Genomic DNA, 26,191 nt, shown 5'->3' with positions numbered 1-26,191 from the left:
TGGCAGAAAACGGTTCATCCTCGCCGCAGGGCACGCTATAGATCGGCCAGGCGGATTGCCGTTTCGAGAGTTTGATCCCATGAGCTATGATTTCCATGTCGGCCAGAAGGTCGTCTGCATCAACGATACCTTCAAACATGTCAGCATCGACCAGCTCATCCGTAAAGGCGAGATCTATACGATCCGCTGGGTGGGCGAATATACCCATTATATCGACGGCACGTTCATCGGGGTGAAGCTCGCGGAGATCAACCGCGGCAATGATGACGGGCCGGAAGGTTATGGCGCGGCCGACATGCCCTATCGCGCCACGCGTTTCCGGCCGCTGGTGAAGGATAAGATCTCGTCACTGCGCAAGCTGTTGGCGCCGACGCCTGATGCACCTGTCGAGCCGAAAGAAAAAATCAGGAAGAAAGAAAAGGTCTGAGCGCTGGCGCGCCGTATTCTCCTGGTGATCCGCCATTGCTGACCGATACATCCGAAGCAGCGGCTGCACGGCGGCTTCGGGACCACCTATCTTGACATCCAATAACGAACATGTTCGTTAGAAACATGTTCGTTATTGGGGTTTGGATATATGGCAAGACAATCCAGGAGCCGGCGGGAGCGGCCGAGCAAACCGGCTTTGAGCCGTGAAGGGGTCATCGCGGCGGCGCTCTCACTCTTCCATGAGGAGGGGCTCGCCAAGGTTACCATGCGGCGCGTGGCTGCCGTGCTCGATACCGGACCGGCCTCGCTTTACGTCTATATCAGCGACACCGAGGACCTTCATGCCGAGATCCTCGATGCGTTGCTCGCGGATGTTGCCGAACCGTCTTCGCCGGCGGACTGGCGCGGTCGGCTGAAAGGCACGCTTCGCGGCTRTATCGCGGTGCTTTTCGAGCATCCGGAACTGGCGCGCATGGCGATGTCGACCATGCCGAGCGGGGCGAACTACCTCGCGCTTGTCGAGAAGATCCTGGCGCTGCTGAAAGAGGGTGGGGTACCGGACGGCCAGGCGGCCTGGGCGGTCGATCTGCTTTTGCTTTTTGCGACGGCGCAGGCGGCTGAGAAAGCCGCCTGGAAGGCATCGGCGCGTTCTCCGTCCAACTTTTCCGCGCTGGCGGCGATCATCGAGACTGCTGATGTCGAGACCCTACCGAATATCGTCCGGCACGGTACGGACCTGCTGTCGGGCAGGGGCGACCGGCTGGACTGGGGATTCGATGTCCTGATCAACGGCGTCCTTAAAACGCGGCGCATGGAGACAAAATCATGATCACCATTCTCGGGGCCGGCCTCGGTGGGCTCATTCTCTCGCGCATCCTGCATATTCATGGAGTGGATGTGCGCATCTTCGAAAGCGACACTTCCGCATCGGCGCGGCATCAGGGCGGCATGCTCGACATGCATGTCGAGTCCGGCCAGGCGGCGCTCAGGGCTGCCGGCCTTTACGACGAATTCCGTGTGATCGTGCTTGAGGAGGGGGATGCGTCCCGCGTTCTCGACAAGACGGGCAGGGTGCATTTTTCGGAGGCGGGCAACGGTCTGCGCCCCGAGGTCGATCGCGGCGCATTACGCGCCATGCTTATCGCATCGCTGCCGGAGGGGATCATCCATTGGGGGCATCGCGCCACCGGCGTCAGCGCCAGTGCAGACGGCAGTTACGTCATCGCCTTCGCCAATGATCGCTTGGTCAAGGCGGATGTGCTGATCGGCGCTGACGGCGCATGGTCTAAGGTGAGGCCGCTGCTTGCCGCTGTCGAGCCTGTTTATGCCGGCCTGTCATTTGTGGAAGCCCGCCTGACCGATGCGTCTTTCCGGTTTCCCGCACAGGCGGAAGCTGTCGGGAAGGGGATGATGGCCGCGCTCTCGGATCGCAAGGGCATTCTGGCCCATCGCGAGCCGGGTGACGTGCTCTGCAGCTATGCCGCCTTCGAGGCGCCGATCGAGTGGTCGAATGGCGACTGGTCGAATGGCGGGCGCCTGCGCGAGGACGTGCTGGCGCGTTTCAGTGACTGGCATCCCTCGCTCGTCGACCTCATCGCCAGAAGCGAGGCGCCGTTGATCGCAAGGCCGCTTTATGCCTTGCCAGTCGGCCACCGCTGGGAGCGCCGGCCAGGCCTCACGCTGATCGGCGATGCCGCGCACCTGATGTCGCCCTTTGCCGGCGAAGGAGCCAATCTGGCGATGCTCGACGGCGCGGAACTGGCGCAGGCGATCATCGCTCATGGGGAAGATGTCGAGGCAGCACTGGCCTCCTACGAKGCGGCGATGCTTCCCCGCAGCGAAGATGCAGCCGCACAATCGGCTGCCGGCCTCGACATGTGCTTCAACGACCAGGCGCCGCTGCCGCTCGTTGATTTCTTCCAGAGCATGCGTTCGGGCGTGGAGGCATGAATGGCTGGTGGCGTCTAGGTTGTCTGCCGGCCGACTGGCACGCCGGGCTCGCCGAGATCCCAATAGAGGCCTGCCATCAATGCGAGGCCCTCGCGGGCGATGGAGAGGGGAAGATGCTCGTTCGGCGCATGCTGGGAGCATCCCGGATAAGAATGCGGGACCCAGATCGTCGGCAGGTCCAGGGTCTCGGAGAAGGTGTCGTTCGGCAGCGATGCGCCGAGGTTCGGCAGGATGGCCGGCGTCTTGCCGGTGGTGCGGCTGATCGAGTCGACCGCCCAACCAACCCAGGGATGCTTGGGATCGAGACGCGTCGCGTAGAAAATCTCGTCGCTTGCCTGGGCAATCTGCACCTGCGGAAAACCATGGCTGTCGAAGTGCCGTCGCAGCGCCGGCAGTATATCCTTCACATCGACTCCGACGACGAAGCGTAGCTGGCAACGCGCCCAGGCGCGCGGCGGGATCGCGCCGACGGGTGTCTTGGGGTTGCCGGCTTCGAAAGCCAGGATCGCGAAGGAACTCCATGCAAACAGCTTTTCGGCTGGCGTCAGCCCGGGTTCGCCCCAGTTCGGATCGATTTTCGCATCGCCGTCGCCATCCTCTGGGATGCAGTCGGCAAGCACATGCCGGACATTGTCGGGGATCTCTTTCGGACACCATTCCGGGATGCGAATTTCGCCTGACGGGCCGGTGATGCTGGCAAGCGCATGGGCGAGTTGGATTGCAGGATCGGAGAGTAGGCCGCCCCAGTTCCCGGAGTGGTGCCCGCCCTTGCGCGCGTCGATCAATATATCGAAGCTGACGGCGCCGCGGGAACCCAAGAAGATAGTCGGCCGTTCGGCGGTGAGCCGCGGGCCGTCTGAGGCGATCAGCACGTCGGCGCGGAACAATTCCCTGTGCGTGACGGCGAGTTCACGCAGGCCGGGCGATATCCGCTCCTCACCCATCTCGATCAGATATTTGGCGTTGAACCCGAGCTTACCGCGCGTTTCCAGCACGGCCTGGATGGCGCCGATGTTGACGGTGTGCTGCCCCTTGTTGTCGGCGACGCCGCGCCCGTACCATCTGCCGTCACGTTCGATCATCCGCCAGGGCGACAGGCCGTCGTCCCAGGCATCGTCAAGTCCGCGGATCACGTCGCCATGGCCATAACCAAGCACGGTCGGCAGCTTCGGATCCTGGATACGCTCGGCGAAGAGAAAGGGCCAGCCGCCCTCCGTCAACGTGTGGCAGGTAAAGCCGAGCGCCTCGAAAGTCGGCCTCATCTCGGTCTCGATATAATCGAGCAACACCTGCCGGCGATCTGGGTTCTGGCTTTCCGTCGGCATGGCGACTCGCCGCGCCAGATCCGTCCGGAACGATCCGGAATCGAAATAGGTCTCTGCTCTCGCTATGGCGGCGTCGCGGGTCATGCGGAAACATACCATCAAGCCGGATGCATCGAAACGGCCATCTGACCATCGCCCCGGCGACACTGGCCTCTGCCTGAGTTCATCACCGCGACATCAACACCTCCACGACACAATTGTGCGGCTGGACCGCCTGTGCAACAGTTGGTGCGTGAGTTGCCAAGGAGTGGCTGTGAGACCGATTTCGAAAATCCTGGCGCTCTGCGCCATCGTCATCACCATCATGGCAACAGGCGCGGCAGCGGCCGATCCGCTGGTTTTCAGCTATCACGGATGGCAGGTCGATCTCACCAACGCCAAGGGCGCGGAGCCCGACAACGAGATGGTCGCGGCGGTCAAGCGGCAGCTCGATATCGTCGAGCATGTCGACCTGAAACCCGATGTGCTCACCTTCATGCGGATGATCCCGATCTGGGCCAATCCCGCCGCCGCAAAGGCCGGGCCTGGCCATTACAGCAGCAAGACCGGCATCGACCTGCGCGTGAAGGCCCTCGCGTCTGACAAGCCGATCATCCTGCATGAACTTCTGCATGCCTATCACGACCGAATGCTTCCGGGCGGATTCGGCAATACCGATGTTGCGCAATTCTTCGATATCGGCAAGCGGGTCTGGCCGGGCGATTCCTACATGATGAGCAATGGTCACGAATTCTTCGCGGTCACGGCCAGCGTCTACCTGTTCGGTGACATCGATCGGCCGCCTTATTCGCGCAGCCAGTTGCGGGAGAAGCAGCCACGATACTACCAGTGGCTTGCCACGCTGTTCGACGACGGCCGGCCGCGGTCGTAAGGCCGCAGCCGACACCGCGATACGGATCAGTCCGTCTTCCTGCTCAGAAACAGCGCGGTCTCCCTGCGGACTTCAAGCACGCCGTTGCGTTGGCTGAAGGCATCGGCAACGGCTTGACGGAACTTGGTGAGCTGGAGCTCGCTGGCGCCATCGCCGGGCGGGTAGGAGGTGAGCGCCAGGAATACATCCTCGGGCTCAGTGATCCTCAGGCTTGCCGGATGCTGCGACATGTTCACGTTTCCAAACTGTGACCGCATCAATCGTTCGGCAGCGTCATATCCGAAGGCTTCGGCAGCCGGATCGGATGGGGCATTGCCGAATACGGTCGTCAGCGCGTAGATCTCGCGCATATTGCCGGCGCCGTTGGTTGTGACCGCGAGTAAGCCACCCGGCCTCAGCACTCTTGACATGTCAGCGATGCCCGCGGCCGGGTCGGGCAGGTGATAGAGCATATGCATCGCGACCACGGCATCGAAGGCGCCATCTTCGAAGGGGAGCGCGGCTGCGTCGGCTTGGCAACCCCGGACGGAGCCGAATGGCARGGTGCTGCAACGCGCCACCGCCTCGTCGACCATGCCTTGCGAAAGGTCGGCGAGCGTCAGGTCAAGATTCTCCGGCAGCAGACCTGCCGTTGCTGCCCAGAACCAGGCCGGTCCGCAGCCGACGTCGAGGACACGATCGCCTGGCTTCAGGGACAACTGCGTTGCAACCCATGGAAACCAGGCCGTCTCGGCGATGGTGTATTGGCTATGCAGTCGAGCCCGCGCGGCGAGCTTCCGGCTGTCGCCATACTGTCCCGCATTGTCTGCTGTTATGGAGGACATGGCATCTCTCCGGGCTTTTTCACGGGCGCCACCTCGCGCTTCCCGGCAGAGCCTATAGAGGGCTCTGTTCCCGGGCAAGACGTGACTTTGCGCAGCGGGTCGGCCTGCTCGCACAGCTGCCGTTGAGGATTATCTTGATGTGATGAGTTTGGCCGGAGAAATAAATCGCATCCGATTAAATCGGAATAGTGTTGACATCGGTTATGGTGCGGCGTATTAGAGCGCATCCGATTTAATCGGACGCGTAGCAAATCAAACCGAAAGGATATCACCATGACCGAGAAGCTTCTCTTTACCGGCAAAACCCACATCTCCGGCGGCCGCAACGGCTCCGCACGCAGCAGCGACGGCACGATCGACATCAAACTGCCGCAACCGCATCCGGCTGCCGAAAACCTGTTCGGCATCGCCTGGTCGGCCTGCTATATCGGCGCCATCGAGTTTGCCGCTTCGCAGCGGAAGATCACGCTGCCGGCCCGTCCCGAGGTCGATGCGGAGATCGATCTCAACGTTGATAACGGCTCCTTCTTCCTCAGGGCGCGCCTCAATGTCAGCCTGCCCGGCATCGATCGCGACGTTGCTGAGGAGCTGATCGAGGCAGCCCATGGCATCTGCCCTTATTCCAAGGCGACACACGGCAATATCGACGTCGAGACCACACTTGTCTGAGCAGGGGAAGGGCGGACCTCACCGCCAGAGGATTTGATGCGGAGGGCCTGCCGATCGGCCGGCAGACCCCTTCTTGAGGTAGCAGGCACCGGAACCTTGCCGATCTGGAGAACATGCCATGATCAATAGCCACGCCCAGCCACACCAGGCCTATGACGAGTTTTCGCTCGTGCTCGACCCAGCCGTCTATGAGCCGCTGCCCGAGGATTGGCTGATCGGCATCACCGACGTCGTCAGCTCGACGCTGGCGATCAAGTCGGGACGCTATGAAGATGTCAACTTCGCAGGCGCATCGATCATCGCCGCTCTCGGTAATGCCTGGGGTTCGTTCGATTTCCCCTTCGTGTTTCGTGGAGACGGGGCGGCATTCGCCTTGCCGCCGCACGGCATCATGGCCGCGACCTCGGCGTTGCGGCAGGTCGCGAGCTTTGCAAGAAGCGATCTCGATCTCACCGTTCGTATCGGGCTGCTCACCGTGCGCGAAATCCGCAATAGTGGGCGCGACGTAAGGGTTGCGCGCTATGCGGCTTCGGAAAACGCGACCTATGCGATGTTTGCAGGAGGAGGGCTCAAATGGGCGGAGCAGCAGATCAAGAGCGGCCGGTATCTGGTCAAGCCGGGCCGCTACGCGACGAAGCCGGATCTGACCGGACTGAGCTGCGACTGGACGCCGTTCCCGAGCCAGCGGGGCGAGATCCTGTCGCTGCTGGTCGAGCCGGATGACCATACGAGCCCGGAGGTCTTTGCGGCGCTGGYGAAGCGCGTGCTTGCCGTCTTCGATGCGCCGTCGCACCGGTCTCATCCGGTTCCCGTGGAAATGGCTATCCCCAGGGATATTGCCATGCCCAAAGGCAGCGGGAAGCGTGTCGATGCGAAACGCTGGTCGGAGGTCGCCTCCCATTCGGATTTCCGCAAATTCGATGACGGTTTGCGCCTGACGCTGGACTGCACGCGCGAACAGATTGACAGGGTCGAAACCATGCTTCTTCTGGCAAGGGCGCGCGGTGAGGTGAACTTCGGACTGCACCGCCAATCGCATGCGCTGATGACCTGCCTCGTGCCATCAGGCAGCCCGGATTCGCACCTGCATTTCCTCGACGGAATGGGCGGCGGTTATGCAAGGGCCGCCGAGATGATGGAGGCCGGTGCGCTTGGCGACGTCCAGCATCATGTTCTCTGAGGACCCGTTCAGCTGGCGAGACCGCCTTGACCGCCAAGGGACCTAAGTGGGCGTGCCTGTTTCCCGCATGGCGAGGTTTGCGAGAATTTCAGTGAGCTGAGGCGGCGCCAATTCGGCTTCTTTTTCTATCGCGGTGGCGGTGAACCATCTGAGCTCGGTGTGTTCGTCACCGATCAGTCGCGGACAGCCGTGCCATTTAAGGACGTGATAGACATGGAATGTCGCGGATGCTTCGGGCGGGTCTTCCGAGGTGAACCGTCCTGCAAACTGCCAGAGCTCCGGCGTCACGCCTATTTCTTCGATCAATTCCCGGCACATCGCCGTCTCGGCGTCTTCGCCCTCTTCGATATGGCCGCCCGGGAGGCTCCAGCGATCCGGGTGCACCTTGCGCTCGGAACTGCGCCTGGCCAGGAGAACGGTTCCGTTCTGGCTCAAGACGCCCATCGCGATGTCGGGCATGCATTCTCCTCTGCCTCCTCGATCTCGCGCCGATGCTGCCCGCAGCCACGGCTTTTTGCAATGGCCAGTCGTCCATCGAGACAGTCGAGGCATAGCCTGACCGGGTAGGTTGACCCCCGACGTTGCCCGGGAGCATAGTCCCCGGACAGACGCGAATGACCTGCTGATGCGAACGAGGTCGGTCTGTCGATCTTCGTCCGTTTCCGAACAGATCAAACGGAGAGGAGAGCGTCATGCCACCCACATCCCTATCAACGCCCACGCGGCGCGAGCTGCTTGCCGCCACGGCCGCCGCCGGAGCCATGAGCATGCTTGCCGGGACGCGCAGCGCTGAGGCAAACGGCGACGGGGTGAGCCCCTTCAGCGTCAATTTTCCCGAGGATCAGCTTGACGATCTGCGCCGGCGCGTCGCGGCCACCCGTTGGCCTGACAGGGAGACTGTTGCGGACGATACGCAGGGCGTGCAGCTCGCAACGATCCAGAAACTCGCGAAGCATTGGGCGACGGATTACGACTGGCGCAAGATGGAGGCGCGGCTCAATGCGCTGCCGCAGTTCATCACAGAGATCGACGGGCTGGATATCCACTTCATTCACGTGCGCTCCCAGCATAAAAATGCGCTGCCGTTGATCGTCACACATGGATGGCCTGGTTCGATCATCGAGCAGTTGAAGATCATCGAACCGCTCACCGATCCGACAGCGCATGGCGGGAGCGAAGAGGACGCATTTGACGTGGTGATCCCGTCTTTGCCGGGCTACGGCTTTTCCGGGAAACCGACGGGGTCGGGGAACTGGAACCCGCCGCGTATCGCGCACGCCTGGGTGACGCTGATGCAACGTCTCGGCTACACGAAGTTCGTGGCGCAGGGTGGCGACTGGGGCAACGCGGTGACCGAATTGATGGCGGTGCAGGAGCCGCCGGGATTGCTCGGCATCCATACGAACATGGCGGCCACGGTTCCGGCTGACATCGCCAAGGCTCTTGCCGCCGGCGGCATGCCGCCAGCCGACCTGTCACCGGACGAAAGGCGCGCCTTCGATCAGCTCGACGATTTCTACAAGAATGGGCTGGGCTATGCGATCGAGATGAACAACCGGCCGCAGACGCTCTACGGGATTGTCGACTCGCCGGTCGGGCTTGCGTCGTGGATGCTCGATCACGACATCCGCAGTTACCGGATGATTGCCCGCGTTTTCGACGGAGAGCCCGAGGGGCTGACGAAGGACGATATCCTCGACAACGTCACGCTCTACTGGCTGACGAACACCGCAATCTCCTCGGCACGCCTCTATTGGGACAACGCGCACCATCCGTCGGGCGGGTTCTTCGACCCCAGGGGCATCAAGATCCCAGTGGCGGTCAGTGCTTTTCCCGATGAGATCTACCAGGCGCCGCAGAGCTGGGCGGAGAAGGCCTATCCGAAGCTCATCCACTACAACCGGCTGCCGAAGGGCGGCCACTTCGCCGCCTGGGAACAGCCGATGGCTTTCACTGCCGAGCTCCGGACTGCGTTCCGGCCGCTACGGCAGTAGACCCAGGCGGGATCAGGCGACTGAGGCCGCGATCACGATTTCTCCGGTTCGCCCTGAGTTGACCGCAGCAGGTTGTCGCGCAGCGTCGTCACCGATTTCTGCACGACGGGAAAGTCGTCGCCGAGGCCGATGGCGCCAAGCAGCGCGTTGCCGGGATCGGTTTCAACGAGTTGGCGTCCTGCCGGCGTCAGGCTGACCCGCACCTGCCGTTCGTCGGCAGGATCGCGGTGACGGGTGATAAAACCATTCGACTCCAGCTTCTTGAGGATGGGCGTCAGCGTGTTGGATTCGAGGAACATCTTTTCCCCCAACACCCCGACGGTCTGGTCGTCCTCTTCGGAGAGAGCCACCATGGCGATGTATTGGGTATAGGTCAGGCCAAGCTCGTCCAGGATCGGCTTATAGGCGCGGCCGAAGGCGAGATTTGCCGAATAGACCGCGAAGCACAGGAAATTCGAAAGTTTCCTGCCTTCCTTGCCCGCTGGCGGGGAGGCGGGCGCAGGCATATCCGGCCCCTTAGCTGCTTTAGATGTCGGCATCGGTCCATCCTGTCCAAGCTTTCTGACGATGACATCTATATATATCGCATCCGATTAAATCGCAATAGTGTCGAAGTCGGTTTTCGATCCTGCCGTTTGTGGTGACTAGACAAAGATCAGCGGAAACTCCTGGGAGGCTTCCCATACTTCTTGCGAAAAGCGGTCGCGAAATGGGCGGAGTCGGAGAATCCGATTTCAAAGGCGATCGCCGTCATGGGCAGTGTGCTGTTTTCGACTAGAAACCGGCCATAGCGCAATCTCGTCTCGACGATAAAACGCTTCGGGGTCATGCCGATATTGTCCTGGAACAGACGCTCGAACTGGCGTGGTGACAGGCCGACCAGAGAGGCCACCTGTTCCGGTGAGACATCGCGGCCTTTCCGACTCTCGACGAGAACGACGGCTCGCTGAATACGCGAATCTTCTGCGCGGCGAAATGTTGTGGCGCGGCCGTGATCGAAGGCGCTCATGTGCTTCTGCTCCGAGAGCGAAAGCTGGTGCACGGCCTTGGCCGCCCGATCCGGTCCGCAATGCGTGCGGATGAGCTCCGTCATCAGCGACAGGATCGATACGCCGCCAGGCACGGTAATGCGGCCGTTTTCGATCAGGAAGTCATCGCGCGTGGAGAAGGCAAGACGCGGGAAGGCAATCCGGAAATCCTCCGCGTGAAAGGGATGAACGCACGCCTTGCGCCCCGCGAGCAGTCCCTCCTGCGCCATTACGAAGGCGCCCGTACACACACCAATGACCGGAACACCCGCCGATGCCGCCACCCTGAGATAGTCGCGATGTTTGCTAGGTGCGGCGCGCAGATGTGGCAGGAGGCCACCGATAACCACGACGTAGTCGAAGTCGGTCGGGTTAATGTAGGGCGCATCGGCGTGGACCCGGATGCCGCAGCTGGCGACCGCTGCATGGCCCGGAGCCCCCATGATCGACCAGCGACAATGTAGTGGACGGGAATTGTCGGCAAAGTCCGCCGCATGCCTGAGAGGCTCGACGATACCCGTCAGCGACATCATCGGGAATGTCGGCCAGAGGAGAATGCCGACCGAGAGATCGGCCTTTCGGTCGCGTGCGACCAGAAGCCGCTCGGCCCAAAGATCGTCGAGCCAGCGCACATAGTCCGGCTCGTTGGCAGATATTTCGGAAGGTTCCTCGGATGTGATCATGGCGCATGGCAATGATAGAACAACCATGTCCTTTTTTCAAAGAAAATGTCCGATTTATAAAATTCAGCGGCAGTCTTCAGTGTCAAGTTTCCTCTCGTCGAACGCGACATCCGGGGACAGAAACCACCGGACCGGGGAACCAACAAATCAAGGATCAGAACAATGGCACTTTCTCTTTCGAGAAGGATGGTGACGTGCGCTCTGCTGGCAGGCAGCTTCATGTCCCTTTCATCTATCGCCAATGCTTTCGAACTTGCCGAGCAGGGCAAGCTGACGGTTGCCTTCACCGGCGACATGCCCGGCTCCGGCTGGCAGGACGGGAAGCTGGTAGGCTATGACGGTGAAATCATGCAGCGCATTGCCGACAAGCTCGGCCTCAAGATTCAGCCTGCGCTCATGGAATGGTCGGGTACGATCGCCTCCGTTCAGTCAGGCCGCGTCGACGTCATGCTCGGCACCATGGGCTGGACCGAAAAGCGTACCAAGATCATGACGCTCTCCGAGCCGATCCACTACTTCAAGAACGGCATCATGCAATCGACGAAGACGAACTGGGACAAGCTCTCTGATCTGGAAGGCAAGAAGATCGGCACGATCACCGGCTTTTCGTTCGTCTCGGAATTGAAGAGCATCAAAGATCTCCAACTCTCGCTCTACGACACTTCCGATGCGGCCGTGCGCGATCTTATCGCCGGGCGCATCGACGCTGTCATCGGCGATCCGCCGGTGATCTCCTACGCCATCAAGCAGAACCCCGATTGGAATATGCACTTCCTCGCCTTCACCGATAACAGTCCGGATTTTCCGCTGCTGACCGGTCTCGGCCAGGTCGTCTATGGCCTCAACCAGAAGAACGACGATTTGCGCCAGAAGATGGACGCCATCATCGCCGACATGTGGAAGACTTGCGAGATGAAGGAAATCGGCGCCCGCTACGGATTGTCGTCGGATGTCTGGTTCAAGCCTGTGGGTCAAAACTTCCGCGCCGGCGTCGATCGCCCCGCAGATTACAAGCTGCCGTCCTGCGCAGCTGGCGGCTGAACGAGCGTGCGGACGGAAGCTGCAATCGGCGGCTTTCGTCCACCCTCTTCGCCAAGATATAATCGCATAAGGAAACGGCGATGAATGCGCTTCTGAGCGTTGCGGGCCTGCGCAAGAGCTATGGTCCTATCGAAGTTCTCAAGGGCATCGATTTCGATGTCGCACCAGGTGAGAAGATTGCCCTGATCGGCCCATCCGGGTCTGGGAAATCCACCTGTCTGCGCTGCATGAATTTTCTGGAAAAGCCCAGTGCCGGCGAGATCCGCCTCGACGGCGAGCGGATCGGCGTGCGCAACGGCCAGGTCATGAGCGACCGGCAACTTGCACCGCAGCGCGCCGAGATGGGCATGGTCTTCCAGCTCTTCAATCTCTGGCCGCATCTGTCGGTGACGGAAAACGTGGCGATTGCGGCGCGCAAGGTCCGCGGCCTGGCTGCTGCCGAGGCACGCGAACTGGCTTTGGAGATGCTGGCCAAAGTCCATATGACGCACCGCGCTGAAGCCTCACCACTCGAGCTGTCCGGCGGCCAGCAACAGCGCGTCGCGATTGCGCGGGCGCTTGCCCAGAAGCCAAAGCTCATGCTGTTCGACGAGCCGACATCGGCACTCGATCCCGAACTGGTTCAGGAGGTTCTGAAAGTGATGGAGGAGCTGGCAGACGAAGGACGCACGATGCTGATCGTCACGCACGAGATCGCGTTTGCGCGCGACATTGCCGACCGCGTTCTGTTTCTTGACGGCGGCACCATCGTCGAAGCCGGCCCGGCCCGCCAGGTCATAACCGCTCCCCGCGAGGCGCGCACGCAAGCGTTTCTCAACAAGATTCGGCACTAGGCGCGTCATGATTGGATTTTCCGTATTCTTCTCGGTCGTCCAAGGGCTCGTCGCCGGGCTCGGCGTAACCGTTTTCGTCACGATCGCCTCGCTGGCGCTCGCAGCCACTTTGGGGTTCTTTCTCGCTCTGCTCAGGCAATTTGCAGGGATCAAGTTCATCAATCTCGCGATCGATGCCTGCTGCGAAATCCTCTGCAATGTGCCGGCCTTGACGCATCTCTTTATCCTCTACTTCGGGCTTGCCAGCCTCGGCGTGAAATTGACGTCGATCACGGCGGCCGTCCTGGGCCTCGGGCTCATCGGTGCAGCGATCACCTGCGCAATCTTTCGCGCCGGTTTCGCCGCGCTGCCTGGCGGGCAGGCGGAGGCGGCGCTTGCCGCAGGGCTGACCCCGCTCCAGACGATCTTTGAGATCCTGACGCCACAGGCCATGCGGATAGCGCTTCCGGGGCTCGGGAACTACGCGGTGCAGCTTCTCAAGGATACATCCGTCGTCTCGGCCATTGCGGCGCCGGAAATCATGTTCTTTGCCCGTTCAATGGTGACGTCGTCCTTCCAGACAACAATGATCTACGCGACGGCGGCGGCACTCTATCTGTTGCTGAGCTTGCCATTGATGCAGGCAACGCAGTTCCTCGAAAGACGTTACGGGAGATTGAAAGGATGAGTGCTTTCCTGGCGCCCTATGGCGATTATGGTGCCGAATGGCTGCCTCTGCTGCTGCGGGCGATGATGAATACGGCGCTGCTTTCCGTTTGTGCCTTTGCCCTGGCCTTCGTTTTCGGCCTGCTGCTTTCGCTCTGCCAGAAATCCAGTTTCGCAGCGCTGCGGTATTTTGCGGCTCTTTATGTGACGATCGTGCGGGGCGTGCCGTTATTGGCGGTTCTGTTTCTGCTTTATTTCGGCTTGCCGGGCATCGGGGTCGTCTTCGATGCTTTCGGTGCGGCGATCGCCGGCCTGGCGTTGTGTTTCGCGGCCCAGGTCGCAGAGCTTTTCCGCGCCGGTCTGAAGGCTATACCGGCCGGGCAGAGCGAGGCAGCGCTGGCCGCGGGCTTCACCCCGGCCCAGAGCTTCGTCTGGATCATCCTGCCGCAGGTCGCGCGTGTCATCCTGGCGCCGATGATCATCACCTTCGTCTCGCTGCTCAAGGATTCTTCGCTCGCTTCGCTGATTACCGTCGACGAACTTGTGCTCACGGGGCGGTCAATGGCGACGGAGTATTTCCTTCCCTTGCAAATCTACGTTGCCGTCGGGCTCTGCTATTTCGCGATAGCCTGGCCGTTCTCGGTCCTCTCGCGCCGGCTAGCCCTTCCGGCCGCCCGCTAACTCGTCATCACAAGGCCAAGATCATGACCACTGAAACGACCGTTGCCACGGGCAACGCACGTCGGCATGCAACGCAATCGCATGAACCTCGCTGGCCGGTGATCCTCATGACGCCCGATGTCAGCGAGGCGCCCGATGTTCCGACCGAGACGGAGTATGTGGTGCGCGCCAACTATGCGGATGCCATAGCCGAGGCAGGGGGATTTCCTTTGATCTTGCCTTACAACACCCGGAACCTGGCATCGGCGTTGGCACTCGCCGATGGAATTGTCCTTACCGGTGCGCGGCCAGGGACCGAGGTGACAGGCGCGCGCAGGCAGTTCGAAATTCAGCTGGTCGAGCAGGCCTTGAAAACGGGCAAGCCGCTTCTCGGCATATGCCACGGCATGCAACTGATCGGTGAATGCCTTGGGGGCGAATTTCAAACCGAGCTGCCGGCCGCCGCCGTATCCCACATCCCGCAAGATATCCCCGACGTTTTGGCGCACGAGATCATCGTCGAGCAAGGCAGCGTGCTGACCGATTGGGTAGGGAGGGGGMCGGCGCGCGTCAACAGCCTGCACCGGCATGCTTTGGCCGGCCAAGGACGCTTCCGTGTCGCCGCGCGGGCGCCGGACGGAACCATCGAAGCATTCGAAGGGGACACGGACGGCTTTTGCCTCGGCATCCAGTGGCACCCCGAATACCGGCTGACGGAACTCGACAAGAATATCATGAGGGCCTTCGTCGACCGCAGCGCAGAAGCAGCAGTCCGCAAGGCACGCGATGCTTCATCGGCTGGAAGCAATCGTGTGCGCGAACGGCTGGCACAGCTTGAGCTTGCTCTGCCGGAAGCATCCTTGCCGCCAGGCGCATTTTCCGGGGCTGTGCGGACCGGCAATATCATCACCGTTTCAGGTCAGGTGCCGCTGAAGGATGGTGTGGTGCTGCGGACAGGACATCTCGGAGCATGCGTCTCCATCGAAGAGGGGCGAGAATGCGCCCGCTGGGCGCTTCTCAATGCGCTTGCGCAGCTGGAGGGGGCTGCGGGCGGCTTTGACAACATCCTGGGCTTCGTCCGGCTTGCGGGCTATGTCGCGGCGGATGCCGCTTTCGAGCGCCACGGCGCCGTCATAGATGGCGCTTCGGAACTACTCCGAGAGCTTTTCCCGGATCGATGGGCGCATGCCCGCATCGCGATCGGCGTAACATCTCTGCCGCGCGGGGTTCCCGTTGAGGTCGAGTTGACGGCCGTTGTCGGCGACGAGGCTTGAGATGGCGCGTGTTGCGGTGATCGGCGCCGGCGTCATCGGCGTATCGTCGGCCTATCTTCTGGCCCGGGCGGGGCATGATGTGACACTTATCGATGCGGCAAGCGAGCCGGGCATGGGGGCGAGCGCCGGCAATGCCGCGCAGCTGTCTTGGGCCTACGGTGACGCAATGGCATCACCAGCCCTGCTGAAACATCTGCCAGCCATTGCGATGGGCCGCGATCCAGCCTTCCGGATCCACTGGCAACTCGATCGGGACTTTCTGTGCTGGGGGCTGAAATTCCTTGCCAATACCCCGTTCAGATGTTGGTGGAACAATACAGAGGAGATCCTGCGCCTTGCCGAGCAATCCCGTCACGAGCTCGCGATCCTGCTTAAGGAAACCGATATCGAATTCGACTATCGTGTCGCCGGAAAACTGCACCTCTATGCCGACCGGCAAAGTTTTGCTGCCGCCGATTCCAGTGTCGCGCGCAAGAATGCTCTCGGCTTCGAACAGCGCCTGCTGACGCGGGGGGAGGCGGAAGACGTCGAGCCTGCGCTCGCCGTATATCAGGGAGAGATTGCCGGCGCCGTTTATACACCCAGTGATGCCCTCGGCGATGCGGCCGGATTTTGCCGCCAGCTCACCACCTGGATGATCGAGCGTCGGCAGGTGTCGGTGCTTTTCGGCGGGAGGGTCTCGAGCTTCCTCCAAACGGAAGGCGTGCTGACAGGGCTGAGGTTCGAGGACCGCGACGAGCTTCGCGTCGACGCAGCCATCGTCGCCGCAGGACCGGAGATCCGTTCCCTCATATCCGATTTACCTGAAGTCCGGGACATACGCCCCGTCAGAGGCTACTCGCTCACCGTTCGAAGAACTGGACTTGCACCAAGTATCAGCCTGACAGACGTCAAGCGAAAGCTTGCCTTTGCGGCTATCGGCGACCGTTTTCGTGTCGCCGGACTGGCAGACATCGAGCGTCCCGGGGCCGGTTTTGATGCCAGACGTTTCGACACACTCAAGCTGGCCGCGTCCGCGGTGCTGCCCGACCTTTTCGAGCGATCGGACGAACTGATGAGATGGTCGGGCGAGAGGCCGATGACTCCGACCTCCAAGCCCGTTATCGCCGCCTCCCGACGTATCAAAGGTCTCTACATCAATGCCGGTCACGGCATGCTGGGTTGGACACTCGCATTGGGCTCTGCCCGCTGCGTGGTCGATCTCTTTCAATAAGTCGGTGGCTGGCGCCCGGGCTTACAGTTGCTGATGCTCTTCAATCCGCCGCAGCGTTCCGGCAGAGGCTGCCGGGACTTCGCTCAATTCATACCTCTTCACATCCATCTGATCGTTCCGGATCAAATCCGGAACGAAGTGAGTCAGAACTCATCACCAAATGGAATCCGGAATGCGGGTTGGTCCTAGCCGAATTTCTCGGTCGTATCGGCTTTGCCGAACACCCAGTAGCCGGATGCCTTGATCCAGCCGAGCGGGCAACCTCGTTCCAGCAGGTAGGCGCGGATATCGCGCGTTGCCGAGGCTTCCGCCGCGACCCAGATGAAGGTCTCCGGCTGGATATCGACTGTGCTCAACAGTTTCAGCAGGGCTGCGGCATCGGTTGCCTGCGAAAGAGGCCGGTGCGCCCAGTGGGCGTACAGTTCGGCTGATGTCTCGAAGACTTGCTCTTCCAACGGGCCGGTGACGGCTGCGATTGTGGTGATGACGGTTCCGGCGCCGCTCTCCTCGATCCGGCGGCCGATCGCCGGCAGCGCGGTTTCGTCGCCGATCAGCAGCCACCGTTTGACTGTCGCGGAAACTACGGCGGAGCCCCTTGGTCCGCCGATCTCGAGCCTGTCGCCGGCGCGCGCGTCGATCGCCCATTGGGTCACTGGACCTGCCTCATGCAAGGCGAAGTCGATGGTTAGTTTTCGTTCGGTGTTATCGTAGCGGCGCGGCGTGTAGTCACGGCGTTCTTCGCCGCCATCGGCGGCCGGTACGAAAATCTTGATGTGGTCGTCGGGCGCAAGGCTGATGAAATCGGCAAGATCATCGCCGGTCAACGTGATGCGGCGCATGCCGGGGGTGATGTCGACGACGCTCTCGACCGAGAGGGTGCGCCGTCGCGTGTCGTGGCGGACCCGTTCGATGCCGGGGGCCGATGAAATCTGATCTTTGAGTTGATTGTTGTCCATGTGTCCTCAGGAGCTTTTTTGAGCTCGATCCGCAGGACATAGTCGCGCAGATCGAAGCCGCAGAGCCGTTCGATCATACGCGTTGAGTGACGTTAACGCTTACGTGGCCGGGTGACCCGGCCATTGACGGCATGATGTAGCCGACGACGGCGGCATGTGCAACCGCAAGGGAACCAGCAAGGGCGATGATTGCCAAAGTTTAACTTTCCGGCGCCGTTCCGGTTGGGCAATGATCGGCCGATCAGCGGTTATGGAGAAGACAATGGACAGCAGAATCCAGGACGTGCTCGACATCTATCACGCGATGATCGAGACGGAGCATGACAGCCCGCGCGAACTGCCTCCCGGTGGCCGCGACGGAGGACAGGATCAGCGGCTGCGGGCGGTCGGACCTGCAACCGGACAGTTCATCAATATCCTCGCCAAGAGCCTCAAGAGCCCGACCATTCTCGAACTCGGCACCTCCTTCGGTTATTCCGGGATCTGGCTGGCGGAAGCCGCGCGCGCTTCCGGCGGGCAGCTGATCACCATGGAAATGCACGACTACAAGTCGACCTACGCACGCGACATGGCCGTCAAGGCGGGGCTCGCAGAGCATGTGGAATTCAAGGTTGGGGATGCGGTCCAGATGATCGGCGAACTTTCCCAGGGCATCGACTTCGTGCTGGTGGATCTCTGGAAGGATCTTTACGTTCCATGCCTCGAGGCTTTCTATCCCAAGCTCAATCCGGGCGCGATCATCGTCGCCGACAACATGCTGCGCCCGGGAGGCGACGATCTCAAACGCTATGGTGAGGCTGTCCGTGCCAAGCCCGGGATATCAAGCGTGCTGCTGCCGGTCGGCAGCGGGCTTGAGGTCAGTCGGTTCGATTGAGGCTGAGGTGAGATTAGCGGCCATTTTGTTTTTAGTTGCAGCAAAAAAGAAGACACGTTTTAAGCTAATTTCCGACACGGTCCCGATCAAAGCTCTGCGTTATTGCGAGCTTTGGAGATGTGATGTCGGGCATTCTTATCGCCACCCTTTTGGCAACGGTTTCTGCAAAGATTCCCGCCGGATTTTCCAGCGGTGATCTCCTTCATTCTGACTGCGGCGGCTCACGGCAGTTTGTCGTCGGATATGTCGCGGGTTGGTTGGACAAGTGGAACCGGGACGAGTATCTGGCCCGCCGAATTTTCACCGAAGTCGTTCCTGTGCCGAAAGCAATGGTGAACTCGGCGTATTTTGCTAACTCCGTTGGGGTAAACGTCTGTGTGCCGATTGGAACGACCGCGGAAGCAATCGGCAATACATTGTGTACATTCCTGGAAGAGAATCCCGGCATTCGCGAGGCCACCGGCGACGAACTGATGACGACGTTGATCGCCTATAAATACCGCTGCCCCGTGCCGTAAGAACGTCAAACTCCTCCCGGCTTGTTGGTTTCGATGAAACGGCTGAGCGAGGTGGCGGCGTTCAGCATGTGGGCGCGCATGCGCCGGGATGCCATCTCACCGTCGCCTTCGGCGATCGCCTGCATGATTGCCTCGTGTTCGTCCCGGGATCGGCRCAGCCGTTCGCCCTGGCGCAGCTGCGTGCGCCGAAAGGCGTTCAGGCGGTTGCGCACGGCGATCGCCTGTTCGGCAAGGAAGCCATTGTGGGTAGCGTGATAGATGGCTTCATGGAATTGGCGGTTGAAGCTGTCATAGGCATCGAAGTCCCCGGCTTCGACGATCGGCTGGGAGAGATCGTGCAGTTCGATCAGATGGCTCCGCTCCAGCGGTGTCATGCGGTAGGTGGCGAGCCTGACGCATACCGCCTCGATCTCGGCCACCGTTTCGAACATCTCCATGATGCGCTCCGGCGTCATACGGGCGACGACGCCGCCGCGTCGGGCGCGAAGCTCGACGAGGCCGCCCGCCGCCAGCTGACGCAGCGCTTCGCGAACCGGCGTGCGGGAGGCGCCGAAACGATCGGCAAGCTGCTGTTCGTCTAACGCTGCGCCCGCCGCCATTGTGCCGGTGGCGATCTCGTCCGTCAGGGCGTTGCGAATGCGGTCGGAGAGCAATCCGCGATCATCGCCGTCATCCTCGGTTTCGAAACCACTCGCCATTCCGTTTTCTCCGATCTGTTTCAAACATCGACGGCTCGGTCGATTGTGTATGCAAATGCGATTGGCGTGCCGCTAGGCGCATACACTGATTGCATCACGAAGGTGTTACGTATTCAATAATTGACTTTATATCGGATGGGAATACATAAATTTCCAGCAAGCAGGCTTCTGCATACACGAAGCCGCTTTAAATACCGAATATGACGACCGGAGCTCGCAACGCGACGAAGGCCAGTTCCTCGCGCCGGGCAAAGCGAACCGTTCCGACACGGCATCACAGACCAACCGATACTGACTTGGCTTCGGTTATTCGGTCCCGAGCCGACATGCTTTCGATCCTTCAATTCCTGGACGCACAAGGAACCAGATCATGATGATAAACAGACGGACTTTCTCGGCTGCCCTTGTTGCCGGCGCCGCCGCTTCTCTGCTTGCCACCCGCGGCATGGCTGCGACATCCGCTCCCGTAAAGGCGCGCAACGTCGTGCTGGCGCATGGGCTGTTTGCCGACGGCTCGTGCTGGACCGAGGTCATCGCCCGCCTGCAGGCGGCCGGGCTCAATGCCACGGCGGTGCAGAACCCGCTGACGACGTTGCCGGAGGCCGTCGCTGCCGTGAAGCGGGTGCTCGACCGACAGGACGGCCCAACGGTTCTGGTTGGGCATTCGTTTTCCGGCATGATGGTCACCGAGGCCGGCGTGCACCCGAATGTTTCGGCGCTCGTCTATGTCGCGGCGCGGGCGCCGGATGCGGGTGAGGATTATACCGCCCTCGCCAAGACCTACCCGACGCCGCCGGCTTCTGCCGGCATCGTCTTCGACGGCGACGAGGGACGCCTCAGCGAGGAAGCCTTCCTGCGTGACTTCGCCGGCGACCTGCCGGAGGCGAAGGCGAAAGTTCTTTACGCCGTGCAGCAGCCGTTTCAAAAGGCGCTGTTGACCGGCAAGACCACGCAGGCCGCCTGGCGTTCGAAGCCGAGCTGGTATGCCGTCTCGACCGAGGACCGGACGATCAATCCCGATCTCGAACGCTTCATGGCCAAACGCATGGGAGCAAAGACCATTGAAATCCAGGCCAGCCATCTGTCGTTGATCTCCCACCCGGACGAGATCACAAAGCTGATCCTCACGGCGGCATGGCAGAATACGGACTGATGCCGAGGCCGGGAAGCGGCAGGGCCGTTCGCCGGCTGGTCACCGGCTTACTTTGGTGATGGGCCATGATGCCGCGACGGTCGCGTCAAGTTTGGCCGAGGTTCGGAACAAGAGGCGGCCGAGGGGTGTTAACCGAGCTAAGCCTCCATCGAGGTTGCAGTTCACCTCGTTTGCGAGAGACCGCTATGGCCATCCACTTCAACCATACAATCCTCTTGGCTCGCGACAGCAAGGCCTCGGCAGATTTTCTGGCCGACATGTTGGGGCTGCCGGCGCCGCGGCGCTGGGGGCCGTTCTACATGGTCACGACCGACAACGACGCCAATCTCGACTATATGGATACCGAAGGCGAGATCGTCCGCCAACACTACGCCTTCCTGGTCGGAGACGGTGAATTCGAGGCGATATTCAATCGAATTCGCGAGCGGGACCTGCGCTACTGGGCTGACCCCGGCCAGCGGAAGCCGAGCGAGACCAATGACCACGACAGCGGGCGCGGGGTCTATTTCGAAGATCCGAACGGCCATCTGGTTGAAATCATCACGCGCCCCTATGGCAGCGGCGGCTGGAATCCGTGAGCTTGGCGCCAAGGGAGGCGAGCCCGGTGCCGATTATGGACAACCAGGCGGCAACATCCCTGAGCGGCGAGGGGCCGCCGCTCCTCTCATATCGGTCGGCGCAGCGGCCTGAACGCTGCTCGAAGCTCGGCGGAGAAGAGCTCGGGCTGCTCCCAGGCGGCGAAGTGGCCGCCCTTGTCGACCTTGTGGAAATAGATAAGGTTGCGATAGGCGCGACGGGCCCATGTCTCCGGGGCCTGATAGCTCTCCCCAGGAAAGACGGTGATGGCGACCGGAAGCGCGATCTTGGAGGTCTTCTCGCCGGCCGCAAGGACGGGACTGCGCCCGCCGCCATATTCCCAGTAGATCCGGGCCGAGGAAGCGGCGCTGTTGGTCAACCAGTAAAGCGTGATGTCGTCGAGCACCTCGTCGGGAGACTTTTCGGGATCGCTGCTGTCGTAGGTCCAGTGCGTAAAGCCTGGATGACCGAGCGTCCATGCCGCAAGGCCGGCCGGGGAATCCGATATGGCGTAGCCGATCGTCTGCGGCCTCGTGCCCATCATCGTGGCATAGGACCTGTTCCCCATCTTGGCTGCGGCGCTGAGGGCATCGAACGCCGCGCGTTCCTCGGTGGAGAGTCGCTGCGGCGCCGGCCCGCCCGCGGCGAGCACCGCGGCAACTTCGGGCGGCACGACAGCCGGCAGGTTGATGTGGATGCCGAGCAGACCTTGTGGCGCGAGCCGTGCCATCGCGCCGGAGACCGGCGAGCCCCAGTCGCCGCCCTGGGCGACGTAGCTGCTGTAAGCGAGGCGCTTCATCAGTTCCGCCCAGGCCCGCGCGATGCGGTCCGGCCCCCAGCCGGTGCCGGTCGGCTTGCCGGAGAAGCCGTAGCCCGGCATCGACGGAATGACCACGTCGAACGCATCTTCGGCGCCTCCGCCATGAGCGGTCGGATCGGTGAGCGGGCCGATGATCTTGAGGTTCTCGAATACCGATCCCGGCCAGCCATGGGTGATGATGACGGGCAGGGCATTCGGATGTTTCGAGTGCACGTGAATGAAGTGGATGTCTAGGCCGTCGATCTCGGTGATGAATTGCGGCAGCGCGTTCAGCTTCGCTTCCGCCTTTCGCCAGTCGTAGCCGGTGCCCCAATAATCGACGAGCGGCTTGATCTTTTCGAGCTGTATGCCTTGCGACTGGTCGTCGACCGTCTCGCGTTCGGGCCAGCGTGTTGCCAGCACGCGTCGGCGAAGATCGAGGAGGTCCGCCTCGGGAGTGTCGACGCGAAACGGGCGGATCGCATCTCCCGTGGCAGCCGATGCCAGATAGGATGGAAACAGGCTGGTCGCGCCCGCGGCGGCGATCCCGATCGCCGCGGTGGTCAGGAACCTGCGCCGGTCGCGGTTCGGGGATTCCGGGCCGGCACTTGTGGGCATTTTGAAGAGCATGGTCATGGCATTGTTTCCTTTGAAGCAGACGCCTTGGGCAAGACTTCGATGAGTTCGGCCGTCGTCAGAATAGCATGGGGCCTAGGTCGGGCCGTTCAACTCATTAGGTGCGAGAAGGCGGCCGTCGCGTCGCTCACCAGGGTCGTGAAATAACCGAGTTCCATGGCGAAGCGGGCGGCGGATTCGATACAGGTATTCCCGCCGGATCATCTCGATGCGAGGCTGGCCGTATTGCGCAGGTGATCGGGATGCGTGCCGCCGCCCATACTTCTCGCCACCATCGCGACGATGGTTTCGAAGAGTTCGTTCTTTGCCTCGACGGCGGTGATGTCGCCTGACGCGGCGGCATAGGAGAGGGCTTCGGCGGCGCCGAGCATGGCCCAGAGGCCGGCTCCGGCGATCGTGCCGGCATCGGTAAAGGGCGAAAGCGCGATGCGGCATTTCTCGATGAAGGCCGCTTCGTATTCGCGCTTGATCCTTTCGAGTTCCGGCGAACCGGCAAGTGCTGCGATCACACCGGCGATTTCGCGGCCCTGAAGAAGCACGCAGTCGACATAGGAGGTGGCGATGACTGTGGCCCGGTCGGCGAGCGACGGCTGGCTTGCCGCAAGGGCTGCGTCCATCACAACCGTCTGGCGGGCGTCGAATTCGCGGTAGAGCGCTGCGAGCAGGCCGGGGCGGGTTTCGAAATGATCATAGACTACGGGTTTCGTTACGCCCGCCAGCTCGGAAAGCCGGCCGAGGGTCAGCGCTTCCGTTCCCTCATCACGGGCGATCTGCCAAGCGACGTCGAGCAACTGGCGATGCCGATCCTGCCGCGATAGGCGGCGGCGCGGTTGCGGATCGGTCGGCTGACCTGTTGTTTCGGCGCTTGACATCACTATATACCAAAAGTAACTTACTGAAAGTAGCTTACCAAAGGTATACAGCCCGCGACTTCCGTCCGCAATCATTCAACAGGAGTTTTCTGTATGCACGCGCTCATCGTCGTCGCGCATCCCGATCCCCAATCGCTCACCCACGGCGTCGCCGCCCATCTTGCCGAAGGTGTCACACTTTCCGATGCCGGCCATTCCGTCGAGTTTGCCGATCTCGCGGCCGAGGGCTTCGATCCCCGGTTCACCGCGGCCGATATCGCTGTGCATCTGCGGAAAGGGGTGCTGCCCGCCGACGTTGCCGCCGAGCAGGCAAGGATCGACCGCGCCGATGCGCTGGTGCTCGTCTATCCCGTCTACTGGTGGTCGATGCCGGGGCTTATCAAGGGATGGATCGACCGGGTGTTCAGCAATGGCTGGGCTTACGACGATCGCCCGGATGCCGGGCTGGTGAAGCTGCTTGGCCGCCTGCCGGTGCATCTGGTCGGCCTCGGCGGCGCCGATGCCGGGACCTATATGCGGCACGGCTATTTCGGCGCCATGAAGACGCAGATCGATCACGGGATCTTCGACTATTGCGGCGCCCGCGTCGTGACATCGGAGCTGTTGCTCGAAGCCGGACCGGACCATGCGGCCGCCCATCTGGAGACTGCGCGCGCCGTTGGCCGCAGGCTCTTCGTCACATCCGGGCGATACGAGGCGACTGACGCGGCGTAAAGGTGTCCGAGTGCTGGTAAGGTTTATCGGCTGGTTAAGGCAGAGTCTTGCGCCGCCGGCCTTTTCACGAGACAAGCCTTGGATGAGCATTCCGACGACACATCCCTTCGCCTTCGATCCAACCTACGGCATGAAGCTTGACGAGCTTCTTGCAATCGAACCGCCGGATGAGCCCGACGGTTTCGACGATTTCTGGGAGGCGCGTTATCTCGAGGCGCTGACGGTCGATCCGAAGCCGGTGCTTTCCCACAGTCGGATCACCCATCCCGACTGGCATGTTCTCGACCTCGTCTATCTCTCGACCGGCGAGTTCCGGATCGGCGGCTGGCTGCTCCTGCCGCGGGAAGGGCAGGTGCGGCGCGGCCTCGTCGTCGGACACGGTTACGGCGGGCGGGATCGCCCTGATTTCGATCTGCCGGTCAGGGAAACGGCGCTCATCTTTCCCTGCTGCCGCGGGCTGTCGCTCAGCGCCCATCCGCCGATCTCCGAGAACCCGTCCTGGCACGTGCTGCACGACATCGACAGACCGGAGGCCTATATCATCGGCGGCTGCGTCGAGGATATCTGGCTCGCCGTTTCGACGCTTACGGCACTCTATCCCTGGCTTTCAGGGTATATCGGCTATAGCGGCATCAGCTTTGGCGGCGGTGTCGGAGCGATGGCGATCGCCTACGACGAGCGCATCGATCGCGGCCATCTGGCGCTGCCGAGTTTCGGGCATCAGCCGCTGCGGCTGATGCTGCCGAGCGTCGGCAGTGCGGAATCGGTGCAGGAATATCAGGGGGAACATGGAAACGTGCTGGAAACGCTGCGCTTCTACGATGCGGCGACCGCCGCCAGCCGGATCAAGGTGCCGATGCTGACGGCCGTCGCCCTTTTCGATCCTTCCGTCGCGCCGCCCTGCCAATTCGCCGTCGCAAATGCGATACCAAAATTTAATGAAATCTTCATCCTGGATGCGGGGCATTTCGACTATCCTGGCAGCGCTGAACAAGAGGCGGTTCTCCGCGACAAGATCGGTCAGTTTTTCAGGGTGCCATGAACCGCGAATATCTGCGCTGGTACAGTCAGCGGCTGCATCGAGACATGGAGATGCTGGTGTTCGGCCATGCCGGCGCCAAGGTTCTGGTTTTTCCGACGCGGGAAGGGCGCTTCTTCGAATATGAGCAGCTCGGCCTAGTCGGAAGCCTTGCCGACAAGCTCGAGGCGGGCCACCTCCAGCTCTATTGCATCGAGGGAATGGCGGCCGAGACCTTCTATGCCTTCCACCATCACCCCGCCGAGCGCATCCGCCGGCATGGCGCCTTCGAGGATTATATCCTGCACGAAGTGTTGCCGTTGATGGCGGCGAAGAATTCGCACGACTGCACCATCGTGCACGGCTGCAGCCTCGGGGCCTTCCAGGCGGCGAGCCTGTTCTTTCGTCATCCGCATCTCTTCCGCAAGCTCGTCGCCTTTTCCGGCCGCTACGACCTGACGATGAACGTGGAATCCTTCGCCGACCTGTTCGACGGCTATTACGATGACAGCGTCTATTTCCACACGCCGGCGCATTTTCTTCCAGGGCTCGGCAGCGACTGGCGGCTCGACAGGCTGCGTGAGCGCGACATCGTTCTCACCATTGGCGACGCCGACCCTTTTCTCGACAACAACCGCTATCTCAGCCACCTGCTCGGCGAAAAGAATATCGGCCATCAGCTGCATGTCTGGGATGGACGCGCCCACCGCGCCGGCGCCTGGCGGAAGATGGCAGCGCTTTATATTTGACGGGGCGCC

30 protein-coding genes are annotated in these 26,191 nt (G+C 61.6%); 20 read left to right on the top strand and 10 right to left on the bottom strand.

Annotation, left to right across the window (positions count from 1 at the left end; all coding sequences use genetic code 11):
* The first annotated feature begins 79 nt into the window (after positions 1 to 79).
* The 3 genes from AC1ECN_RS15240 to AC1ECN_RS15230 all read left to right on the top strand — a co-directional run bounded on the left by AC1ECN_RS15240 (position 80) and on the right by AC1ECN_RS15230 (position 2,379).
* Complete coding sequence (locus AC1ECN_RS15240) at positions 80 to 427, top strand: CAP-Gly domain-containing protein (protein WP_012757920.1); 348 nt, start codon at positions 80 to 82, stop codon at positions 425 to 427.
* A gap of 150 nt (positions 428 to 577) precedes the next feature.
* On the top strand, positions 578 to 1,258 hold the full coding sequence (locus AC1ECN_RS15235; RefSeq protein ID WP_477953444.1) for a TetR/AcrR family transcriptional regulator: 681 nt from the start codon (positions 578 to 580) through the stop codon (positions 1,256 to 1,258).
* Complete coding sequence (locus AC1ECN_RS15230; RefSeq protein ID WP_477953442.1) at positions 1,255 to 2,379, top strand: FAD-dependent oxidoreductase; 1,125 nt, start codon at positions 1,255 to 1,257, stop codon at positions 2,377 to 2,379. The genes AC1ECN_RS15235 and AC1ECN_RS15230 overlap by 4 nt, the downstream gene beginning before the upstream one ends.
* Positions 2,380 to 2,393: 14 nt before the next feature.
* Here the strand turns inward: AC1ECN_RS15230 and AC1ECN_RS15225 are convergent, their stop codons facing one another.
* Positions 2,394 to 3,788, bottom strand: coding sequence for a M20 family metallopeptidase (locus tag AC1ECN_RS15225; protein ID WP_245484721.1), 1,395 nt, complete (start codon positions 3,786 to 3,788; stop codon positions 2,394 to 2,396).
* A gap of 169 nt (positions 3,789 to 3,957) precedes the next feature.
* On the opposite strand from AC1ECN_RS15225, the gene AC1ECN_RS15220 reads away from it, so the two are divergent.
* Entirely contained in the window at positions 3,958 to 4,575 is a 618-nt protein-coding gene (locus AC1ECN_RS15220) for a hypothetical protein (RefSeq protein WP_018493086.1), read from the top strand.
* Between the two features lie 26 nt (positions 4,576 to 4,601).
* Here the strand turns inward: AC1ECN_RS15220 and AC1ECN_RS15215 are convergent, their stop codons facing one another.
* Complete coding sequence (locus tag AC1ECN_RS15215) at positions 4,602 to 5,399, bottom strand: class I SAM-dependent methyltransferase (protein WP_130672733.1); 798 nt, start codon at positions 5,397 to 5,399, stop codon at positions 4,602 to 4,604.
* 273 nt (positions 5,400 to 5,672) lie between these two features.
* Between AC1ECN_RS15215 and AC1ECN_RS15210 the strand changes: the two genes are divergently transcribed.
* Positions 5,673 to 6,068 (top strand): Ohr family peroxiredoxin, encoded by a 396-nt coding sequence (locus AC1ECN_RS15210; RefSeq protein WP_130672732.1) that lies wholly within the window; start codon positions 5,673 to 5,675, stop codon positions 6,066 to 6,068.
* A 118-nt stretch (positions 6,069 to 6,186) separates the two neighbouring features.
* Positions 6,187 to 7,248 carry a DUF3095 family protein gene (locus tag AC1ECN_RS15205; RefSeq protein ID WP_477953440.1) on the top strand — a complete coding sequence of 354 codons (1,062 nt, stop codon included), beginning with the start codon at positions 6,187 to 6,189 and terminating at the stop codon, positions 7,246 to 7,248.
* Between the two features lie 42 nt (positions 7,249 to 7,290).
* On the opposite strand, the gene AC1ECN_RS15200 is transcribed toward AC1ECN_RS15205, so the two are convergent.
* The gene (locus AC1ECN_RS15200; RefSeq protein WP_018074508.1) at positions 7,291 to 7,707 is read right to left on the bottom strand and encodes an NUDIX hydrolase; all 417 of its coding nucleotides are present in this window, start codon (positions 7,705 to 7,707) and stop codon (positions 7,291 to 7,293) included.
* Between the two features lie 233 nt (positions 7,708 to 7,940).
* Between AC1ECN_RS15200 and AC1ECN_RS15195 the strand changes: the two genes are divergently transcribed.
* Complete coding sequence (locus AC1ECN_RS15195) at positions 7,941 to 9,242, top strand: epoxide hydrolase family protein (RefSeq protein ID WP_018074509.1); 1,302 nt, start codon at positions 7,941 to 7,943, stop codon at positions 9,240 to 9,242.
* A 32-nt stretch (positions 9,243 to 9,274) separates the two neighbouring features.
* Here the strand turns inward: AC1ECN_RS15195 and AC1ECN_RS15190 are convergent, their stop codons facing one another.
* Together AC1ECN_RS15190 and AC1ECN_RS15185 are read right to left on the bottom strand one after the other, a co-directional pair.
* The gene (locus AC1ECN_RS15190) at positions 9,275 to 9,748 is read right to left on the bottom strand and encodes a MarR family winged helix-turn-helix transcriptional regulator (RefSeq protein ID WP_018074510.1); all 474 of its coding nucleotides are present in this window, start codon (positions 9,746 to 9,748) and stop codon (positions 9,275 to 9,277) included.
* 149 nt (positions 9,749 to 9,897) lie between these two features.
* Positions 9,898 to 10,953 carry a GlxA family transcriptional regulator gene (locus AC1ECN_RS15185; RefSeq protein WP_130672730.1) on the bottom strand — a complete coding sequence of 352 codons (1,056 nt, stop codon included), beginning with the start codon at positions 10,951 to 10,953 and terminating at the stop codon, positions 9,898 to 9,900.
* A gap of 162 nt (positions 10,954 to 11,115) precedes the next feature.
* Here AC1ECN_RS15185 and AC1ECN_RS15180 point away from each other — a divergent pair, with 162 nt between their 5' ends.
* The 6 genes from AC1ECN_RS15180 to AC1ECN_RS15155 all read left to right on the top strand — a co-directional run bounded on the left by AC1ECN_RS15180 (position 11,116) and on the right by AC1ECN_RS15155 (position 16,619).
* On the top strand, positions 11,116 to 11,994 hold the full coding sequence (locus tag AC1ECN_RS15180) for an ABC transporter substrate-binding protein (protein WP_018074512.1): 879 nt from the start codon (positions 11,116 to 11,118) through the stop codon (positions 11,992 to 11,994).
* Positions 11,995 to 12,074: 80 nt separating this feature from the next.
* Positions 12,075 to 12,827 (top strand): amino acid ABC transporter ATP-binding protein, encoded by a 753-nt coding sequence (locus AC1ECN_RS15175; protein WP_018074513.1) that lies wholly within the window; start codon positions 12,075 to 12,077, stop codon positions 12,825 to 12,827.
* A gap of 7 nt (positions 12,828 to 12,834) precedes the next feature.
* On the top strand, positions 12,835 to 13,494 hold the full coding sequence (locus AC1ECN_RS15170) for an amino acid ABC transporter permease (RefSeq protein ID WP_018074514.1): 660 nt from the start codon (positions 12,835 to 12,837) through the stop codon (positions 13,492 to 13,494).
* A complete protein-coding gene (locus tag AC1ECN_RS15165; RefSeq protein WP_018074515.1) occupies positions 13,491 to 14,153 on the top strand; it encodes an amino acid ABC transporter permease in 663 nt (220 codons plus the stop codon). Before AC1ECN_RS15170 ends, AC1ECN_RS15165 begins: the two co-directional genes overlap by 4 nt.
* Before the next feature lie 23 nt (positions 14,154 to 14,176).
* The gene (locus AC1ECN_RS15160) at positions 14,177 to 15,406 is read left to right on the top strand and encodes an Atu1372/SO_1960 family protein (protein ID WP_477953437.1); all 1,230 of its coding nucleotides are present in this window, start codon (positions 14,177 to 14,179) and stop codon (positions 15,404 to 15,406) included.
* A gap of 1 nt (position 15,407) precedes the next feature.
* Positions 15,408 to 16,619, top strand: coding sequence for an FAD-dependent oxidoreductase (locus tag AC1ECN_RS15155; protein ID WP_130655760.1), 1,212 nt, complete (start codon positions 15,408 to 15,410; stop codon positions 16,617 to 16,619).
* Between the two features lie 185 nt (positions 16,620 to 16,804).
* Here AC1ECN_RS15155 and AC1ECN_RS15150 read toward each other — a convergent pair whose 3' ends face one another.
* Positions 16,805 to 17,575 (bottom strand): siderophore-interacting protein, encoded by a 771-nt coding sequence (locus AC1ECN_RS15150; protein ID WP_075224884.1) that lies wholly within the window; start codon positions 17,573 to 17,575, stop codon positions 16,805 to 16,807.
* A 262-nt stretch (positions 17,576 to 17,837) separates the two neighbouring features.
* Between AC1ECN_RS15150 and AC1ECN_RS15145 the strand changes: the two genes are divergently transcribed.
* Both AC1ECN_RS15145 and AC1ECN_RS15140 read left to right on the top strand, forming a co-directional pair.
* The gene (locus tag AC1ECN_RS15145; RefSeq protein ID WP_075224885.1) at positions 17,838 to 18,449 is read left to right on the top strand and encodes an O-methyltransferase; all 612 of its coding nucleotides are present in this window, start codon (positions 17,838 to 17,840) and stop codon (positions 18,447 to 18,449) included.
* A 122-nt stretch (positions 18,450 to 18,571) separates the two neighbouring features.
* Entirely contained in the window at positions 18,572 to 18,967 is a 396-nt protein-coding gene (locus tag AC1ECN_RS15140) for a hypothetical protein (protein WP_130655758.1), read from the top strand.
* 5 nt (positions 18,968 to 18,972) lie between these two features.
* Here AC1ECN_RS15140 and AC1ECN_RS15135 read toward each other — a convergent pair whose 3' ends face one another.
* Entirely contained in the window at positions 18,973 to 19,665 is a 693-nt protein-coding gene (locus AC1ECN_RS15135; RefSeq protein WP_477953434.1) for a GntR family transcriptional regulator, read from the bottom strand.
* A gap of 370 nt (positions 19,666 to 20,035) precedes the next feature.
* On the opposite strand from AC1ECN_RS15135, the gene AC1ECN_RS15130 reads away from it, so the two are divergent.
* Together AC1ECN_RS15130 and AC1ECN_RS15125 are read left to right on the top strand one after the other, a co-directional pair.
* Entirely contained in the window at positions 20,036 to 20,818 is a 783-nt protein-coding gene (locus AC1ECN_RS15130) for an alpha/beta fold hydrolase (RefSeq protein ID WP_024322150.1), read from the top strand.
* A gap of 185 nt (positions 20,819 to 21,003) precedes the next feature.
* Entirely contained in the window at positions 21,004 to 21,396 is a 393-nt protein-coding gene (locus AC1ECN_RS15125) for a VOC family protein (protein WP_024322149.1), read from the top strand.
* Positions 21,397 to 21,482: 86 nt separating this feature from the next.
* Here the strand turns inward: AC1ECN_RS15125 and AC1ECN_RS15120 are convergent, their stop codons facing one another.
* The 3 genes from AC1ECN_RS15120 to AC1ECN_RS15110 all read right to left on the bottom strand — a co-directional run bounded on the left by AC1ECN_RS15120 (position 21,483) and on the right by AC1ECN_RS15110 (position 23,701).
* The gene (locus AC1ECN_RS15120; RefSeq protein ID WP_024322148.1) at positions 21,483 to 22,829 is read right to left on the bottom strand and encodes an epoxide hydrolase family protein; all 1,347 of its coding nucleotides are present in this window, start codon (positions 22,827 to 22,829) and stop codon (positions 21,483 to 21,485) included.
* 89 nt (positions 22,830 to 22,918) lie between these two features.
* On the bottom strand, positions 22,919 to 22,987 hold the full coding sequence (locus tag AC1ECN_RS15115) for a hypothetical protein (RefSeq protein ID WP_075224926.1): 69 nt from the start codon (positions 22,985 to 22,987) through the stop codon (positions 22,919 to 22,921).
* A gap of 42 nt (positions 22,988 to 23,029) precedes the next feature.
* Complete coding sequence (locus tag AC1ECN_RS15110) at positions 23,030 to 23,701, bottom strand: TetR/AcrR family transcriptional regulator (protein WP_024322147.1); 672 nt, start codon at positions 23,699 to 23,701, stop codon at positions 23,030 to 23,032.
* Positions 23,702 to 23,794: 93 nt separating this feature from the next.
* Here AC1ECN_RS15110 and AC1ECN_RS15105 point away from each other — a divergent pair, with 93 nt between their 5' ends.
* The 3 genes from AC1ECN_RS15105 to AC1ECN_RS15095 all read left to right on the top strand — a co-directional run bounded on the left by AC1ECN_RS15105 (position 23,795) and on the right by AC1ECN_RS15095 (position 26,182).
* The gene (locus tag AC1ECN_RS15105) at positions 23,795 to 24,415 is read left to right on the top strand and encodes an NAD(P)H-dependent oxidoreductase (RefSeq protein WP_130672728.1); all 621 of its coding nucleotides are present in this window, start codon (positions 23,795 to 23,797) and stop codon (positions 24,413 to 24,415) included.
* An 82-nt stretch (positions 24,416 to 24,497) separates the two neighbouring features.
* The gene (locus tag AC1ECN_RS15100; RefSeq protein WP_018074525.1) at positions 24,498 to 25,457 is read left to right on the top strand and encodes an acetylxylan esterase; all 960 of its coding nucleotides are present in this window, start codon (positions 24,498 to 24,500) and stop codon (positions 25,455 to 25,457) included.
* Positions 25,454 to 26,182 carry an esterase family protein gene (locus AC1ECN_RS15095; protein ID WP_130672727.1) on the top strand — a complete coding sequence of 243 codons (729 nt, stop codon included), beginning with the start codon at positions 25,454 to 25,456 and terminating at the stop codon, positions 26,180 to 26,182. The genes AC1ECN_RS15100 and AC1ECN_RS15095 overlap by 4 nt, the downstream gene beginning before the upstream one ends.
* Positions 26,183 to 26,191 lie beyond the last annotated feature (9 nt).

This window comes from Rhizobium sp. 01N447_2, assembly GCF_056399245.1.
This window is presented reverse-complemented; position numbering and strand designations above follow the sequence as displayed.

Bases quoted from the DNA above. Each gene is read 5' to 3' on its own strand.
- AC1ECN_RS15150 (WP_075224884.1), bottom strand. From the start codon at position 17,575: ATGGACAACAATCAACTCAAAGATCAGATTTCATCGGCCCCCGGCATC.
- AC1ECN_RS15240 (WP_012757920.1), top strand. From the start codon at position 80: ATGAGCTATGATTTCCATGTCGGCCAGAAGGTCGTCTGCATCAACGAT.
- AC1ECN_RS15180 (WP_018074512.1), top strand. From the start codon at position 11,116: ATGGCACTTTCTCTTTCGAGAAGGATGGTGACGTGCGCTCTGCTGGCA.
- AC1ECN_RS15095 (WP_130672727.1), top strand. From the start codon at position 25,454: ATGAACCGCGAATATCTGCGCTGGTACAGTCAGCGGCTGCATCGAGAC.
- AC1ECN_RS15100 (WP_018074525.1), top strand. From the start codon at position 24,498: ATGAGCATTCCGACGACACATCCCTTCGCCTTCGATCCAACCTACGGC.
- AC1ECN_RS15125 (WP_024322149.1), top strand. From the start codon at position 21,004: ATGGCCATCCACTTCAACCATACAATCCTCTTGGCTCGCGACAGCAAG.
- AC1ECN_RS15155 (WP_130655760.1), top strand. From the start codon at position 15,408: ATGGCGCGTGTTGCGGTGATCGGCGCCGGCGTCATCGGCGTATCGTCG.
- AC1ECN_RS15120 (WP_024322148.1), bottom strand. From the start codon at position 22,829: ATGACCATGCTCTTCAAAATGCCCACAAGTGCCGGCCCGGAATCCCCG.
- AC1ECN_RS15105 (WP_130672728.1), top strand. From the start codon at position 23,795: ATGCACGCGCTCATCGTCGTCGCGCATCCCGATCCCCAATCGCTCACC.
- AC1ECN_RS15170 (WP_018074514.1), top strand. From the start codon at position 12,835: ATGATTGGATTTTCCGTATTCTTCTCGGTCGTCCAAGGGCTCGTCGCC.
- AC1ECN_RS15210 (WP_130672732.1), top strand. From the start codon at position 5,673: ATGACCGAGAAGCTTCTCTTTACCGGCAAAACCCACATCTCCGGCGGC.
- AC1ECN_RS15175 (WP_018074513.1), top strand. From the start codon at position 12,075: ATGAATGCGCTTCTGAGCGTTGCGGGCCTGCGCAAGAGCTATGGTCCT.
- AC1ECN_RS15190 (WP_018074510.1), bottom strand. From the start codon at position 9,748: ATGCCTGCGCCCGCCTCCCCGCCAGCGGGCAAGGAAGGCAGGAAACTT.
- AC1ECN_RS15200 (WP_018074508.1), bottom strand. From the start codon at position 7,707: ATGCCCGACATCGCGATGGGCGTCTTGAGCCAGAACGGAACCGTTCTC.
- AC1ECN_RS15225 (WP_245484721.1), bottom strand. From the start codon at position 3,788: ATGACCCGCGACGCCGCCATAGCGAGAGCAGAGACCTATTTCGATTCC.
- AC1ECN_RS15185 (WP_130672730.1), bottom strand. From the start codon at position 10,953: ATGATCACATCCGAGGAACCTTCCGAAATATCTGCCAACGAGCCGGAC.
- AC1ECN_RS15195 (WP_018074509.1), top strand. From the start codon at position 7,941: ATGCCACCCACATCCCTATCAACGCCCACGCGGCGCGAGCTGCTTGCC.
- AC1ECN_RS15110 (WP_024322147.1), bottom strand. From the start codon at position 23,701: ATGTCAAGCGCCGAAACAACAGGTCAGCCGACCGATCCGCAACCGCGC.
- AC1ECN_RS15130 (WP_024322150.1), top strand. From the start codon at position 20,036: ATGATGATAAACAGACGGACTTTCTCGGCTGCCCTTGTTGCCGGCGCC.
- AC1ECN_RS15140 (WP_130655758.1), top strand. From the start codon at position 18,572: ATGTCGGGCATTCTTATCGCCACCCTTTTGGCAACGGTTTCTGCAAAG.
- AC1ECN_RS15145 (WP_075224885.1), top strand. From the start codon at position 17,838: ATGGACAGCAGAATCCAGGACGTGCTCGACATCTATCACGCGATGATC.
- AC1ECN_RS15165 (WP_018074515.1), top strand. From the start codon at position 13,491: ATGAGTGCTTTCCTGGCGCCCTATGGCGATTATGGTGCCGAATGGCTG.